Source organism: Mesorhizobium sp. M0500, from assembly GCF_040321165.1.
Taxonomy (GTDB): domain Bacteria; phylum Pseudomonadota; class Alphaproteobacteria; order Rhizobiales; family Rhizobiaceae; genus Mesorhizobium.
This window is the reverse complement of record NZ_JAMYRB010000007.1, coordinates 233,449-248,134: the sequence shown is the minus strand read 5'-3', so window position 1 is coordinate 248,134 and position 14,686 is coordinate 233,449. Positions and strand designations below refer to the sequence as shown.

Here is a 14,686-nt window from a genome sequence, read left to right as displayed (position 1 = left end):
GAAAGCAACTGTGTTAATGGCGCGACAGACCCCGAACCTTGAGGATTTCAACCCATGGCAACAGCAGCGGCAGTGTCGAACAAATTCGAATCCTTTTTCGAAACCACGCTTGCCGATGCCGACCCCGAGATTTTCGGCGCAATCCGCAACGAACTCGGCCGCCAGCGCCACGAGATCGAGCTGATTGCCTCGGAAAATATCGTCTCGCGTGCCGTGCTCGAGGCACAGGGGTCGATCATGACCAACAAATATGCCGAGGGCTATCCGGGCAAGCGCTACTATGGCGGCTGCCAATTCGTCGATGTCGCCGAGGAACTGGCCATCGAACGCGCGAAAAAGCTGTTCGGCTGCAACTTCGCCAATGTCCAGCCGAATTCCGGCAGCCAGATGAACCAGGCGGTGTTCCTGGCGTTGCTGCAGCCCGGCGACACCTTCATGGGCCTCGACCTCAATTCCGGCGGACACCTGACACATGGCTCGCCGGTCAATATGAGCGGCAAATGGTTCAAGGTCGTCTCCTATGGCGTGCGCCGGGACGATCATCTGCTCGACATGGATGCGATCGAGAAGACCGCCCATGAGACCAGGCCGAAATTGATCCTGGCCGGCGGCACAGCCTATTCACGTGTCTGGGACTGGAAGCGTTTTCGCGAGATCGCCGATTCGATCGGTGCCTATCTGATGGTCGACATGGCTCACATCGCCGGCCTGGTCGCCGGCGGCATGCATCCGTCGCCGCTGCCGCATGCCCATGTGGTCACCACCACGACGCACAAATCGCTGCGCGGGCCGCGCGGCGGCATGATCCTTTGCAATGACGAGGATATTGCCAAGAAGATGAATTCGGCCGTCTTCCCCGGCCTGCAGGGTGGACCGCTGATGCATGTGATCGCCGCAAAGGCGGTGGCTCTGGGCGAGGCGCTGAAGCCGAGCTTCAAGATCTATGCGGAGAGCGTCGTCGCCAATGCCAAGGCGCTGGCCTCCAGTCTGCAGGAAACCGGTCTCGACATCGTCTCCGGCGGCACCGACAACCATCTGATGTTGGTCGACCTGCGTCCCAAGAACGCCACCGGCAAGCGCGCCGAGGCTGCCCTTGGCCGCGCCAACATCACCTGCAACAAGAACGGCATCCCCTTCGATCCGGAAAAGCCTTTCGTGACATCGGGCGTTCGGCTCGGCACGCCGGCCGGCACCACGCGCGGCTTCGGTCAGGCCGAGTTCCGCGAGATCGGCAAGCTGATCGCCGAAGTGCTGGATGGGCTGAAGGTCGCCAATTCCGACGAGGGCAATGCGGCCGTCGAGGCGACCGTGAAGGCCAAGGTGGCGGCATTGACCGATCGTTTTCCGCTTTACCCGTATCTTGGTTGACCGACGCGGAGTGTCGCCCGTGACAACTCCGGTGCGACAGCAAGGCAACTGCGGAGAAGCTTAATGATGCAAACTTTCCGTTTCGCCGGCTTTGGTGCCTTGCTGGCATCGGCTATTCTGCAGCTGTCCGGCCGCGCCTTGGCGCAGACCGAGCCAACCCCGGCAACACCCAAGACAGAGACCTTCGGCAGGTGGTCCACCACGATGGACGAGGTCAACACCGGTGAGGATGTGCGCAAGACCTGCGCCGCGTCGACGGTCTTTTTCGACGCAAACGGCACCAGCGGCACCCTTACACTGGCCATCTCGAATGGCGACGTATTGCCACCCGATGGTTATCCGAGCCTCATCATCGCCGTGAGAAACAGTGACTTGCCCAAGGGCGATAACATCCCGGTGGTGTTCCGGGACGTCAACGACAAGATCAAGGCCGGTTTTCGTCTTATCGCCGACGGACAGTGGATGATAGACAACAAGTCCGAGACCACGCTCGCGGTACTGCGCGCCATGCGCCGCACCAGCGCCCTCGATGTCAGCTTCGCCGACAAGCCGGTCGCGACCATATCGATGGACGGCTTCACCAAGGCCTATCGCTATCTCGGCACGTCTTGCGGCTTCCCGACCGGCGACGTCGCGCCCTGATTGGCGGACCGCTGTCAACTGATTGCCGCTCTCGCAATTTTCCTCGCGCCTCGCTATCTCTGAGACGCGATCGGTCATCGGCCATACTTTGCCACGGCGGCAAAAACCTCTAAGCCTTTCGCTCCACGAGAATCGCGAACCGAAGGCTCTCCATGCGCTGCCCTTATTGCCAGTCCGAAGATACGCAGGTGAAGGATTCTCGCCCCGCCGAAGACGGCGCGGCGATCCGCAGGCGGCGCGTCTGCCCGGATTGCGGCGGCCGCTTCACCACTTTCGAGCGGGTACAACTGCGCGATCTCGTCGTGGTGAAGAAGTCTGGACGCAAGGTGCCGTTCGACCGCGACAAGTTGCTGCGCTCTGTCGAGATCGCGGTACGCAAGCGCAATGTCGACCCGGAACGTATCGATCGGGCGGTGACCGGCATCGTGCGCCAGCTCGAAAGCTCGGGCGAGACCGAGGTGGCCTCGGGGGAAGTCGGCCGGCTGGTCATGGAAGCACTTAAGTCGCTCGATGATGTCGCCTATGTGCGCTTTGCCTCCGTCTACCGCAATTTCCGCGAGGCCAAGGATTTCCACGACGTGTTGGGCGAACTCAAAGGCGACGAGCTCAAAACCGACGAGCCCAGGGGCGAAGAGCTGAAGAGCGAAGAGGACGCCAGCTGAGCATGGCAGGGTCCGAACGCAGCACGGCTGAGCAAGAGGTCCTCGATCGCCGCTATATGGCGGCAGCCCTCAGGCTGTCGCGCAAGAATGCCGGGCGGACCTCGACCAACCCTTCCGTCGGCACGCTGATCGTGCGCGATGACGGCGACGGGCCGATGATCGTCGGCAGCGGCGTCACCGCCGTCGGCGGCCGGCCGCATGCCGAGACCGAGGCTTTGGCAGAGGCCGGCGAACTGGCGCGCGGCGCCACCGCCTATGTAACGCTGGAGCCCTGCGCCCATCACGGCCGCACGCCGCCTTGCGCCAATGCGCTGGTCAGTGCCGGCGTGGCGCGTGTGGTCGGCGCTGCCAGCGATCCGGACCCGCGTGTTTCCGGCAAGGGCTATGCAATCTTGCGTGCCGCCGGCGTCGAAGTGGTGGAAAAAGTGTTGGCGGCCGAGGCCGCGGAGCAGATGGCCGGCTATTTAATTCGATCTCTGAAAAAACGCCCGGAAGTGATCCTGAAACTTGCGCTTTCGAGCGACAACAAGATCGGCGTGAAAGGCGAGGGACAGGTCTCCATCACCGGCGATATTGCGCGGCGCGAAGTCTATCTGATGCGCGCCGAAGCCGATGGCATATTGATCGGCATCGGCACGGCACTGGAGGACGATCCGGCGCTGACGGTTCGGCTTCCGGGACTGGAGAGCCGTTCGCCGGCGCGCATCGTACTCGACCGTCAGATCAGGCTACCCGAGACTTCGAAACTGGTCGCCGGCGTCAACCGTGTGCCGCTCTATGTCGCTGCCTGCGCCGAGGCCGATCCGCACCGGCGCGCCGCGCTCGAACGCACCGGCGTGCGCTTTATCGGCACTGAGACGTATGAAGGCGATATTGCGTTGCCGGAACTGCTCGAGGATCTGGCGGCGCTCGGCATGGCCAGCGTGCTGGTCGAGGGCGGCGCCGAGGTGGCCAAGGCGTTCCTTGAGGAAGGCCTAGTCGACCGCATCGTGCTGTTTCAGGGGCCGGATGCGATCGGCGGGGACGGCATTGCATCGCCGGTCGATGCCAACAATATCCCGCCGGGATTTCGCAAATTGCGCAACATGCGTTTCGGCGAAGATACATATGCGGAATGGATAAGAGACATCTAGGACCGAACTGATGTTCACGGGGCCAAACTAATGTTCACTGGAATCGTCACCGATGTCGGCACCGTCGCTGCCGTGATGCCGCTCAGGGAAGGCGTCGGTTTGCGTATCGACACCGCTTACGATCCGCAGACCATTGCCATCGGCGCCTCGATTTCCTGCGGCGGCGTCTGCCTGACGGTGACGGGATTGCCGGAAGACGGCGCCAACGCACGCTGGTTCGAGGTCGAGGCCTGGGAAGAAGCACTCAGGCTGACGACCGCGATGGGCTGGAAATCCGGCACGCGCATCAACCTGGAGCGGGCGCTGAAGATCGGCGACGAGCTTGGCGGCCATATCGTTTCAGGCCATGTCGACGGCATGGCCGAGATCGTGGGGCGCAAGGAGGAAGGCGACGCCGTTCGCTTCACCCTGGATGCACCGCGCGACCTGGCAAAATTCATCGCGCCCAAGGGTTCCGTCGCACTCGACGGCACTTCGCTCACCGTCAACAAGGTCGAAGGCAGCCGCTTCGACGTGCTGTTGATCCACCACTCGCTGACGGTCACCACCTGGGGCGAACGCCAGGTCGGCGATCGCGTCAATCTCGAGATCGACACCATGGCCCGCTACGCGGCGCGACTGGTGGAGGCGGCTAAAGAGGGGCTTTGAGGCGCTCGTCCATAAAGCCCATTCCCTGATGCGACCGCCGCCGAGTTGGCCTTGAAAGTTCCTTCGGCAATCTTCCGCTTGCGATCAAACCGGCTTCGGCCTAAGTCACCGGCGATCCCCGGAGACATCTATGGCAGGCACATCCCAACACGGCAAAGCGTTCATCCGTCCGAAGAAGAAGGCCCACCTTCTTGTCATCGAGGCGCGCTTTCACGACGACCTTGCCGACGCGTTGCTCGAAGGCGCGACAAAGGCCCTCGAGGAAGCGGGCGCGACATACGATGTCGTCACCGTTCCGGGCTCGCTCGAAATCCCGGCGGTGATTTCGTTCGCGCTCGACGGTGCCTCCGAAGGCGGGACGAACTATGACGGCTTCGTCGCCCTCGGCACGGTGATCCGCGGCGACACCTATCATTTCGATATCGTCGCCAATGAATCCAGCCGTGCCCTGATGGACCTATCCGTGCAGGATGCGGTCTGCATTGGCAACGGCATCCTGACCACCGAAAACGACGAACAGGCCTGGACACGGGCCAGGCGTTCGGAAGGCGACAAGGGCGGCTTTGCCGCGCGTGCGGCGCTGACCATGATCGCCCTAAAGGAACAACTGGGAGAGCGATCGTGAGCGAACCCGCTTCGCCCGGCCAGCCTGCGGTTCGCCACGCCAACAAGCGCGGTGCTGCCCGTCTGGCGGCCGTGCAGGCGCTCTACCAGATGGATGTCGCCGGCAGCGGCGTGTTCGAGATCACCGCCGAGTACGAGGCGTTCAGGCTCGGCAAGGAAGTCGATGGCGCGCTCTATCGCGAAGCCGATGCGCAATGGTTTCGCGCCATTCTTGCCGGCGTTGTCGAGCACCAGAAGACCATCGATCCAGTCATCCGACAGGCGCTGACCGAGGACTGGCCTCTGTCGAGGCTCGATTCCACATTGCGCGCCATATTGCGCGCCGGCGTCTACGAGCTGATGCAGCGCGAGGACGTGCCGGTGGCGGTCATCGTCTCCGAATATGTCGACATCGCCAAGGCATTTTACGAGGAAGACGAGCCGAAACTGGTCAATGCGGTGCTTGATCGCGTGTCGCGCCGGGTGCGTGGCGAGGGCCGTGGCAAGGACGCCTCATGACTGCTATCGTCGCCGTTGGGGCGGGCAAGGAAGCGCGTCGCACCGCCTTCATCCTCGCAGCCTCGCAGGCGATCATCGGCTCGGCCGCACCCATCGCCATTTCCATGGGCGGATTGGCCGGGCAGTACCTGCTCGATGCTGACAAGTCGCTGGCAACCGCGCCGATCACCGGTTTCAATGTCGGCGTGGCGCTCGGTTCCCTGCCGGCCGCGGCGATCATCCGCCGGCTCGGCCAGCGCGACGGCTTCATGACCGGCACGGGGGTGACAGCGCTTGGCGGCCTGATCGCCACGTTGGCGCTGTTTCATGACAGCTTCTGGCTGTTCGCTTTCGGCTTGGCCGTGATCGGCATCGGGGGCGCCTTCGTCCAGCAATTCCGCTTTGCCGCCGCCGACAATGCTCCGCCTGAATTCAAGGCGCGTGCCATCTCCTTCGTGCTGGCCGGCGGCATCGTCACCGCCATACTCGGGCCGCAGATCGTCATCTTCACCGGCGATCTGTTCTCGCCGGTGAAGTTTGCCGGCTCGTTTGCGTCCATCCTGGTGCTGGCGGCGGTCGGCGCCGCCATTCTCTCTTTGTTGCGTATCCCAGCCAAGGCAACCGACAAGGTGGAAATCGCCGACAGCGACGCCCGGCCGCTCTCGGAAATCGTCACCAGGCCGCGCTTCGTCGCAGCGCTGTTTTGCGCCGTCGGCAGCTACGCGCTGATGAGCTTCGTCATGACGGGCGCGCCGCTGGCCATGGTCGGCTGCGGCCTTTCGACCGACGACGCCACGCTCGGCATTTCCTGGCATGTGATGGCGATGTTCGCGCCGAGCTTCTTCACGGGGTCGCTGATCTATCGCTTCGGCGCTGAGCGGATCGTGGCCATCGGCCTGGTGCTGCTGATTGGCTGCGCCATAGTGGCGCTGTCAGGGTTGGCACTGTGGCAGTTCTGGACGGCGCTGATCCTGCTCGGCCTTGGCTGGAACTTCAGCTTCATCGGTGCCACCGCCATGGTGGCCGACAGCTACCAGTCATCCGAAAAAGGCAAGGTCCAGGGGTTCCACGATTTCGTCCTGTTCGGCTCCGTCGCCTTCGCCTCGCTGATGTCGGGGGCAGTCTACAATGCCTGGGGCTGGGAGATGTTGAACTGGATGATTTTCCCGGTCGTCGTGCTGTGCTTCGTGGCACTGGGCGTGTTGAAGATGACGGGCTTGCGCGCGGCCAACTGACGTCACCCTGTCGGGACGTCGCGGCAGCGGATTCACTCACATCCGAACAAAATTATTGCGCCCATCCCCCCTCTTATGAAACCGTGTACCCCGACGGGGCATCGAAGCCATGCTCATATGCGGCAGCCGTATTCCGGTTCACAGCAAGGGATTTGTGAGATGTTTTCAATCAAGATTCTGGCCGGCGCTGTACTGGCGCTCGGAATTGCGTTGGCCTCGGCGAGTGCCCAGGTGGTGGTGTCGTCGAAGATCGACACCGAGGGCGGTGTGCTCGGCAATATCATCCAGCTGGTGCTGAACGCCAATAATATCCAGACTACCGACCGTATCCAGCTCGGCGGCACGCCCGTGGTACGCAAGGCGATTACAGCCGGCGAGATCGACATCTATCCGGAATACACCGGCAACGCCGCCTTCTTCTTCGAGAAGGCCGACGATCCGGTGTGGAAAGACGCCGCCAAGGCCTACGAGACTGCCAAGAAGCTCGACTACGACTCCAACAAGATCGTCTGGCTGTCACCGTCACCGGCCAACAACACCTGGGCGATCGCCCTGCGCAAGGAGGTCGCCGATACCAATAAGCTCGTCACCCTTTCCGACTTCGGCAAATATGTCTCGGGCGCCGGCAAGGTGGTGCTGGCGGCCTCCGCCGAGTTCGTCAATTCGGCGGCCGCGCTGCCCGCTTTCCAGAAGACCTATGGCTTCACGCTAAAGCCGGACCAGTTGATCACGCTGTCCGGCGGCGACACGGCGGCCACCATTGCCGCCGCAGCCAACCAGACCAACGGCGCCAACGCCGCCATGGTCTATGGCACCGACGGCGGCATCGCGCCCTCCGGCCTCGTCGTGCTTGAGGACGACAAGGGTGTGCAGCCGGTCTACCAGCCGGCGCCGATCATCCGCGAGGCGGTGCTGAAGGAGCATCCCGAAATCGAGACGCTGCTGAAGCCGGTCTTCGCCAAGCTCGACCTTGTCACGCTGCAGGAGTTGAACGGCCGAGTGCAGGTCGGCGGCGAACCGGTCAAGGGCGTCGCCGAGGACTTTTTGAAAAAGAACGGCTTCCTCAAGTAAGGCGATTCCGGCGCGCCGCTTTCGAGGTGCGCCGGATCGGCCGATGGGGGAGGGCGTGCGCATCCGGTTCGACAAGCTCGGCGTGGTCATCGCGGCGATATCAGCCTATGCGGCTTTTGCGGCACCATTCGCCACCTTCCGCGCCAATCGCATTGTACCCGGCGAGGCGCGCTCGATCCTCGAATCTTTGCCTGCGACGGTCGGTCCGCTGTTGATGGCGATTGTCGTCGCAGCGGCGCTCATTGCGCTGCTGAAAACGCCGCTTGTTCTGCGCCTCGCCGCCAGTGTGGTTGCGCTTGCAGCGCTGGCGCTGCTGATCGGCGTCGCCGGCAGTTTCCTGACACCTGCCGGCAACACCTTCGCCCGTATCTCGCCGGCTTCGGGCTTTTGGCTGCTTATCTTCGCCTTCACGCTTCTGCTCGCCGACGTGCTTACTAGGCTGAACCTGTCGCCTCAGGCACGGATCGGCGTGCTTGTTGCCGCCGCAGCGGCGATCGGGCTGCTGCTCGTCTCGGGAAGCTGGAATAGCCTGTCGATCCTCAAGGAATATTTCAATCGCGCCGATAGTTTTTGGGCGGAAGGCTCCAAGCACGTGACGCTGGCGCTGGGTTCGCTGGCGGCAGCGGTGATTATCGGCCTGCCGCTCGGCATCCTCTGCCACCGCGTCGAGAAATTGCGGGCCGGTGTGCTCAACGTGCTGAACATCATCCAGACCATTCCTTCGATTGCGCTGTTCGGCCTCTTGATTGCACCGCTCGGCTGGGTCGCTTCGCATGTGCCGGGAGCTGCCGCGCTCGGCATTCGCGGCATCGGCACGGCGCCGGCTTTCGTCGCTTTGTTCCTCTATTCACTGCTGCCGGTAGTGGCCAACACCGTGGTCGGCCTCGCCGGTGTGCCGCGTGCCGCCAACGACGCAGCGCGCGGCATGGGCATGACCGACCGCCAGCGGCTGTTCGGCGTCGAGTTTCCGCTGGCTTTCCCGGTGATCCTCACCGGCATCCGCATCGTGCTGGTGCAGAATATCGGCCTCGCCACGATTGCCGCGTTGATCGGCGGCGGCGGCTTTGGCGTGTTCGTATTCCAGGGGGTCGGCCAGACGGCGATGGACCTGGTGCTGCTCGGTGCTGTTCCCACGGTGGTGCTGGCCTTCGCCGCTGCCATCATCCTCGATGCAGTGATCGAAATGAGCGCCAGCAAGCGCAGGGTTGAAACGGCATGATCGAGATCGAAGGCATCACCAAGCGCTACGGCGAGACGACAGTCGTCGACGACGTGTCGATAGTAATCGAGCCGCGCAGCATCGCCGTCATCGTCGGCACCTCCGGCTCCGGCAAGACGACGCTGCTTCGCATGATCAACCGGCTGGTCGAGCCGACATCGGGCGTGATCAAGCTCGACGGCGTCGATAACCGCTCGGTCCCGGATTATGAGCTGCGTCGCAGCATCGGCTATTCCATCCAGGGCCACGGCCTGTTTCCGCATCGCACGGTGGCGCAGAACATCGCCACTGTGCCGGTATTGCTCGGCTGGGGCGCCAACCGCATCAAGGCCCGCGTCGACGAGCTGATGACGCTATACCAGCTCGACCCGCAAGCCTACGGGCCACGCTATCCGCATGAGCTTTCCGGCGGTCAGCAGCAGCGCGTCGGCGTCGCCCGGGCGCTTGCCGCGGAACCCAACGTGCTGTTGATGGATGAGCCGTTCGGTGCGCTCGATCCGATCATCCGCAACAAGGCGCAGGAGGATCTGCTGGCGATCCAGAAACGCTTCGGCACCACCATCATCCTAGTCACCCATGACATGGAAGAGGCCGTTCACATGGGCGACAAGATCGCGGTGATGGATGGCGGCAAAGTAGTGCAATATGCCGCGCCGGCCGAGATACTGGCGAAACCGGCCAGCGCGTTTGTCGAGACCCTGGTTGGCGCCAGCGAAAAACCGTTCCGGCTGTTGTCGCTTGGCCGGGTGCGCGACGCGGTGGAAAAAGGCACGGCCGAAGGCGAGGCGATCCCCGGTGACGCCAGCCAACGCGACGCGTTGGCCGAACTCCTGTGGTCGGGCCGCCCGGCACTTCCGGTGAAAGATTCTGACGGCAAATCGCTTGGCCGCGTCACTGTAGACGGGCTGGTTAAGCGCGCGGCGAGGCCGGCATGAAAGCCTGGCTTCCGTCGCTGCTCAGGCTGGCCTTGGTAGTAGTGCTTATTGCCTTCGTCGCCAATCCCGGCTGGTTCGAACCGCTGCTGAAGCCGCTGACAGAGAACAACGCGCCGGTAATCTACAATCAGGGCAGCCTTTTGACGTTGACGCTGCTGCATCTGCGGACCGTGCTGATCGCGACGGTTGCCGCGACGATCGTTGCGGTCGCGCTCGCCATTCTGGTCACCAGGCCAGCCGGCGCCGAATTCCTGCCGCTGTCGCGCAGTCTGGTCAATATAGGCCAGACCTTTCCGCCGGTGGCGGTGCTGGCGCTTGCCGTGCCGGCGGTCGGCTTCGGCGAAAAGCCGACGCTGATTGCGCTGTTTCTCTACGGACTGCTGCCGATCTTTGAGAATGCGCTGACCGGCCTGACGACGCTGCCGGCCAACGTAGTCGAGGCGGCGCGTGGCGCCGGCATGACCGGCTGGCAAAGACTGGTCAAGGTCGAGCTGCCGCTCAGCGCGCCGATCATTCTCGGTGGTATCCGGCTGTCGGTGGTGATCAGCCTTGCCACCGCGACCATCGGCTCGACGGTAGCGGCGAGGACACTGGGCGAGGTGATCATCGCAGGCCTGCTGTCGAACAACCTCGCCTTCATCCTGCAGGGTGGCCTGATCGTCGCCGCCCTTGCCGTGCTGATCTATGACGGGCTGTCGGCGGTCGAGCGCTATACCGCCCGGCGCATGGGACGCGAGCCCGAGTAGCGTCTCGGGGCGAAGTTCGCTCTTTTTTCAGTGGCCGGTCGACCGCGTCGGATGATCGAGCGTCAGTTCCAGCGTTGTGCCCGTCTCGCCGGTGATCCAGCGGCGGCGGATGATGGCGAAATCGTGCTGTGTGTCGGCTCTAACCACAGAGACCAAGTCGCCCACCGCGCAATCACTGTCGAGATCGAGGGCTTCGACAGTCTCGGCAATATCTTGCTTGCCGACATAATGTCTCGCAATGGCTGTGAGCACGATGATCACTGGCCCACCCGTTGCGCGATCTTCGGGACTCGGCGATTGATGAGTGCGATGCCCCGATCTTTCAGCAGGAGTTCTTGCCATGACCGCGCGTTTCTCCAAGATCGTCATGTGTTTGTGTCTGGCGGCTTTCGCCTTCCTCGTCGCCTTCGGCAACATCACCGATTACGGCTCAAACTTCGTCTTTGTCCAGCATGTGCTGAGCATGGACACGACCTTTCCCGGCAATGCACTGATGTACCGCTCGATCACCAACCCGTCGCTGTGGACGGCTGGCTACTGGCTGATCATCATTGGCGAGGCGCTGACCTGCCTGCTTTACCTAATCGCCGCCTGGCAACTCTGGCAGGCGCGCAAAGCCAGCGGACAGGCATTCAACGATGCCAAGAAGTTCGTCATCATAGCCGCCACCATGGGTTTCCTTGTTTGGTATTTCGGCTTCATGGTCGTTGGCGGCGAGTGGTTCGCCATGTGGCAGTCTTCGATTTGGAATGGTCAGGAGGCGGCGTTCAAATTCTACATGACCATGCTGGTGGTGCTGGTCTTCGTCGTCCAGCCGGACGGCGACCCGCGTAAAGCCTGACCGCCGTTCGTCGATTTCAACCGATCTAACCGGATGGCAGTGTCGACAGGCGCACACTGCCGTCCAGCCTTTTGGACGAAACCCGGGATCTTTTGGGCGAAAGCCGGACAGGAACGGAACAATATCTTGACGTTCCGAGCCCTGTTTCGCATAAGCCGCTGCGAAGGGACGGATTCCGGTTGCGGAAAATTCGTCCCCTGTCTCAACGGCCCGGGGAGGGGTTCTTTTGGGCCACCAATCGAGGAAAATTCGGCAATGACCATACTTTCAGCTGTCATCGCCTGCGGTCTGCTTTCAGTCCTTTACGCCATCTGGGCGACACGTTCGGTCCTCGCGGCCGATCAGGGCAATGCACGCATGCAGGAAATTTCCGCGGCCATCCGCGAAGGCGCGCAGGCCTATTTGGCGCGCCAGTACACCACTATCGCCATCGTCGGCGTCGTGGTCCTGCTGCTCGCCTGGTGGCTGCTTTCGATCACCGCCGCCATCGGCTTCCTGATCGGCGCCGTTCTATCGGGCGCCGCTGGCTTCATCGGTATGCACGTCTCGGTGCGCGCCAATGTGCGCACCGCGCAGGCGGCTTCCAACAGCCTCGCTGCCGGCCTCGAGATCGCCTTCAAGTCGGGCGCCATCACTGGCATGCTGGTTGCTGGCCTGGCCCTGCTCGGCGTCTCGATCTACTACCTGATCCTGACCCAGTTCATGGGTCTGCAGCCCGACGATCGCGTCGTCATCGACTCGCTTGTTTCGCTCGGCTTCGGCGCCTCGCTGATCTCGATCTTCGCCCGTCTCGGCGGCGGCATCTTCACAAAAGGCGCCGACGTCGGCGGCGATCTCGTCGGCAAGGTTGAAGCCGGCATTCCCGAGGACGATCCACGCAATCCGGCCACCATTGCCGACAATGTCGGCGACAATGTCGGCGATTGCGCCGGCATGGCCGCCGACCTGTTCGAGACCTATGCGGTGACGGTGGTCGCCACCATGGTCCTCGCCGCCATCTTCTTCGGTGGCACCGCCGTTCTCGGCGCGGCCATGCTCTATCCGCTGGCCATCTGCGGCGCCTGCATTCTCACCTCGATCGTCGGCACTTTCTTCGTCAAGCTCGGTTCCAGCGGCTCGATCATGGGCGCGCTCTACAAGGGCCTGATCGTCACCGGCCTGCTGTCAATTGTCGGCCTTGCCGTGGCCACCTCGGCATGCATCGGCTGGGGTGAGATCGGCACCGTCGCCGGCATGGCCATCACCGGCACCAACCTGTTCATCTGCGGCCTGGTCGGCCTTGTGGTGACCGGCCTCATCGTGGTGATCACCGAATACTATACCGGCACCAGCAAGCGTCCGGTGAACTCCATCGCCCAGGCCTCGGTCACCGGTCACGGCACCAACGTCATCCAGGGCCTCGCGGTCTCGCTGGAAGCAACGGCGTTGCCGGCGATCGTCATCGTCGGCGGCATCATCTCGACATACCAGCTTGCCGGCCTCTATGGCACGGCGATCGCGGTGACGACGATGCTTGGCCTCGCCGGCATGATCGTCGCGCTCGATGCCTTCGGCCCGGTCACCGACAATGCCGGCGGCATTGCCGAAATGGCCGGCCTTCCCAAGGAAGTGCGCCAGTCAACCGACGCGCTTGACGCTGTCGGCAACACCACCAAAGCGGTAACCAAGGGCTACGCCATCGGCTCGGCCGGCCTCGGCGCGCTGGTGCTGTTCGCGGCCTACTCTAACGACCTGAAGTTCTTTGCCGCCAATGGCGACAAATACCCGTACTTCCAGGGCATGGGCGACGTCTCCTTCGACCTCTCCAACCCTTACGTCGTCGCCGGCCTGATCTTCGGCGGCCTGATCCCGTATCTGTTCGGCGGCATCGCCATGACCGCCGTCGGCCGCGCCGCGGGTGCTATCGTCCAGGAGGTGCGCAAGCAGTTCCGCGAGGATCCGGGCATCATGGCCGGCACCTCGAAGCCGAACTATGCGCGCGCCGTCGACCTTCTGACCAAGGCAGCGATCCGGGAGATGATCGTTCCGTCATTGCTGCCGGTGCTGGCACCGCTGGTGGTCTATTTCGGCGTCCTCCTGATCTCCGGTTCGAAGGCATCCGCCTTTGCCGCGCTCGGCGCCTCGCTGCTCGGCGTCATTGTCAACGGCCTGTTCGTTGCCATCTCGATGACCTCCGGCGGCGGCGCCTGGGACAACGCCAAGAAGTCGTTCGAAGATGGTTTCGTCGACAAGGACGGCCTCAAGCACATCAAGGGCTCCGAAGCGCACAAGGCTTCGGTGACCGGCGACACGGTCGGCGATCCCTACAAGGATACTGCCGGCCCAGCGGTCAATCCGGCGATCAAGATCACCAACATCGTCGCGCTGCTGTTGCTGGCCGTTCTCGCGCACGGCTAAGCTCGGTCGCTATGGCCTTAAGACAAAAACCCGCGGGATCGCTCCCGCGGGTTTTTCATTGCCTGAGATATGCCGCTTACAGGGAAGCGAAAGGAACGGAAGGAAGCCGACACCCTCGGGCGGATCAGGAGCCGCCGAGCGTGCTGCCGCCGCTGGCGCCGGGAACACCAGGCGCCAGCTTGCTGGCGCCACTGATGATCTGGCTGAGGAAGTTCTGGTCCTTGCCGCCGGTCGGCGTGGTGCGCGAGATGAAGTCGAACACCTTGCCGTCCTTCAAGCCGTAATTGGCGATCTGGGTGACGCGCCCGTCATCGCCAAAATAGACCGCCAGCACATGCTGGTCGACCAGCCGCGGCTTGTCGAAGGCGACATAGCGCTTGCGCGTCTGAGAAATGTAATAAAAGGCCTCGTTATCGAAGGTCGCCTTGGTCGAGGGAGTGCCGAGCGCCAGCAGCACCTGTTCGCGGCTTGAGCCGACCGGCACCAGGTCGATCGCCTGCTGGTCGATGACGTAGCCTTGCGTCAGCGTCTCGCTCGGATTGAGATCGCCGATCATCTTGGACGAATTGCAGGCGGAAAGCGCCGCAGCGATCACCAGCAGCGAAACCGCACCGCCGGGCCTGGGCAGGAAAGTCGACTTGAATTTCAGCGCGCGCAACTACAACTCCATAAGCTGGCCGCAACTTGC

Annotated in this window: 16 protein-coding genes; 14 read left to right on the top strand and 2 right to left on the bottom strand. The window is 63.0% G+C overall.

All coding sequences use genetic code 11. The features are described 5' to 3' along the window. Positions 1 to 54 precede the first annotated feature (54 nt). From glyA to NKI70_RS16215, 12 genes are all read left to right on the top strand, one after another. On the top strand, positions 55 to 1,368 hold the full coding sequence (gene glyA / locus NKI70_RS16270; protein WP_352449301.1) for a serine hydroxymethyltransferase: 1,314 nt from the start codon (positions 55 to 57) through the stop codon (positions 1,366 to 1,368). A gap of 63 nt (positions 1,369 to 1,431) precedes the next feature. Then, positions 1,432 to 2,010 carry an invasion associated locus B family protein gene (locus NKI70_RS16265; RefSeq protein WP_036238056.1) on the top strand — a complete coding sequence of 193 codons (579 nt, stop codon included), beginning with the start codon at positions 1,432 to 1,434 and terminating at the stop codon, positions 2,008 to 2,010. A 152-nt stretch (positions 2,011 to 2,162) separates the two neighbouring features. Further along, positions 2,163 to 2,672 (top strand): transcriptional regulator NrdR, encoded by a 510-nt coding sequence (gene nrdR, locus NKI70_RS16260; RefSeq protein WP_023674492.1) that lies wholly within the window; start codon positions 2,163 to 2,165, stop codon positions 2,670 to 2,672. A gap of 2 nt (positions 2,673 to 2,674) precedes the next feature. After that, positions 2,675 to 3,805, top strand: a complete 1,131-nt coding sequence (gene ribD, locus NKI70_RS16255; RefSeq protein ID WP_352590535.1) for a bifunctional diaminohydroxyphosphoribosylaminopyrimidine deaminase/5-amino-6-(5-phosphoribosylamino)uracil reductase RibD — start codon at positions 2,675 to 2,677, stop codon at positions 3,803 to 3,805. A 30-nt stretch (positions 3,806 to 3,835) separates the two neighbouring features. Then, complete coding sequence (locus NKI70_RS16250) at positions 3,836 to 4,453, top strand: riboflavin synthase (protein WP_352590538.1); 618 nt, start codon at positions 3,836 to 3,838, stop codon at positions 4,451 to 4,453. A 130-nt stretch (positions 4,454 to 4,583) separates the two neighbouring features. Continuing rightward, positions 4,584 to 5,078, top strand: a complete 495-nt coding sequence (gene ribH / locus NKI70_RS16245; RefSeq protein ID WP_352622821.1) for a 6,7-dimethyl-8-ribityllumazine synthase — start codon at positions 4,584 to 4,586, stop codon at positions 5,076 to 5,078. Beyond that, entirely contained in the window at positions 5,075 to 5,575 is a 501-nt protein-coding gene (nusB, locus tag NKI70_RS16240) for a transcription antitermination factor NusB (protein WP_352449306.1), read from the top strand. Before ribH ends, nusB begins: the two co-directional genes overlap by 4 nt. Next, complete coding sequence (locus NKI70_RS16235) at positions 5,572 to 6,789, top strand: MFS transporter (RefSeq protein ID WP_352724748.1); 1,218 nt, start codon at positions 5,572 to 5,574, stop codon at positions 6,787 to 6,789. The genes nusB and NKI70_RS16235 overlap by 4 nt, the downstream gene beginning before the upstream one ends. 159 nt (positions 6,790 to 6,948) lie before the next feature. Continuing rightward, complete coding sequence (gene osmF / locus NKI70_RS16230) at positions 6,949 to 7,860, top strand: glycine betaine ABC transporter substrate-binding protein OsmF (protein ID WP_352590546.1); 912 nt, start codon at positions 6,949 to 6,951, stop codon at positions 7,858 to 7,860. Positions 7,861 to 7,903: 43 nt separating this feature from the next. Continuing rightward, a complete protein-coding gene (locus tag NKI70_RS16225; protein ID WP_352681630.1) occupies positions 7,904 to 9,079 on the top strand; it encodes an ABC transporter permease in 1,176 nt (391 codons plus the stop codon). Beyond that, positions 9,076 to 10,014, top strand: a complete 939-nt coding sequence (locus tag NKI70_RS16220; protein ID WP_352724747.1) for an ABC transporter ATP-binding protein — start codon at positions 9,076 to 9,078, stop codon at positions 10,012 to 10,014. The genes NKI70_RS16225 and NKI70_RS16220 overlap by 4 nt, the downstream gene beginning before the upstream one ends. After that, positions 10,011 to 10,760, top strand: a complete 750-nt coding sequence (locus NKI70_RS16215) for an ABC transporter permease (protein ID WP_352636859.1) — start codon at positions 10,011 to 10,013, stop codon at positions 10,758 to 10,760. The genes NKI70_RS16220 and NKI70_RS16215 overlap by 4 nt, the downstream gene beginning before the upstream one ends. A gap of 27 nt (positions 10,761 to 10,787) precedes the next feature. Here NKI70_RS16215 and NKI70_RS16210 read toward each other — a convergent pair whose 3' ends face one another. After that, positions 10,788 to 11,021, bottom strand: a complete 234-nt coding sequence (locus NKI70_RS16210; protein ID WP_352542410.1) for a hypothetical protein — start codon at positions 11,019 to 11,021, stop codon at positions 10,788 to 10,790. A 79-nt stretch (positions 11,022 to 11,100) separates the two neighbouring features. On the opposite strand from NKI70_RS16210, the gene NKI70_RS16205 reads away from it, so the two are divergent. Together NKI70_RS16205 and NKI70_RS16200 are read left to right on the top strand one after the other, a co-directional pair. Continuing rightward, positions 11,101 to 11,601, top strand: coding sequence for a DUF2165 family protein (locus tag NKI70_RS16205; protein ID WP_352636860.1), 501 nt, complete (start codon positions 11,101 to 11,103; stop codon positions 11,599 to 11,601). 255 nt (positions 11,602 to 11,856) lie between these two features. After that, on the top strand, positions 11,857 to 13,998 hold the full coding sequence (locus NKI70_RS16200) for a sodium-translocating pyrophosphatase (RefSeq protein WP_352456590.1): 2,142 nt from the start codon (positions 11,857 to 11,859) through the stop codon (positions 13,996 to 13,998). Positions 13,999 to 14,122: 124 nt separating this feature from the next. On the opposite strand, the gene NKI70_RS16195 is transcribed toward NKI70_RS16200, so the two are convergent. Further along, positions 14,123 to 14,656, bottom strand: coding sequence for an outer membrane protein assembly factor BamE (locus NKI70_RS16195; RefSeq protein WP_352449315.1), 534 nt, complete (start codon positions 14,654 to 14,656; stop codon positions 14,123 to 14,125). Between the last annotated feature and the right edge of the window lie 30 nt (positions 14,657 to 14,686).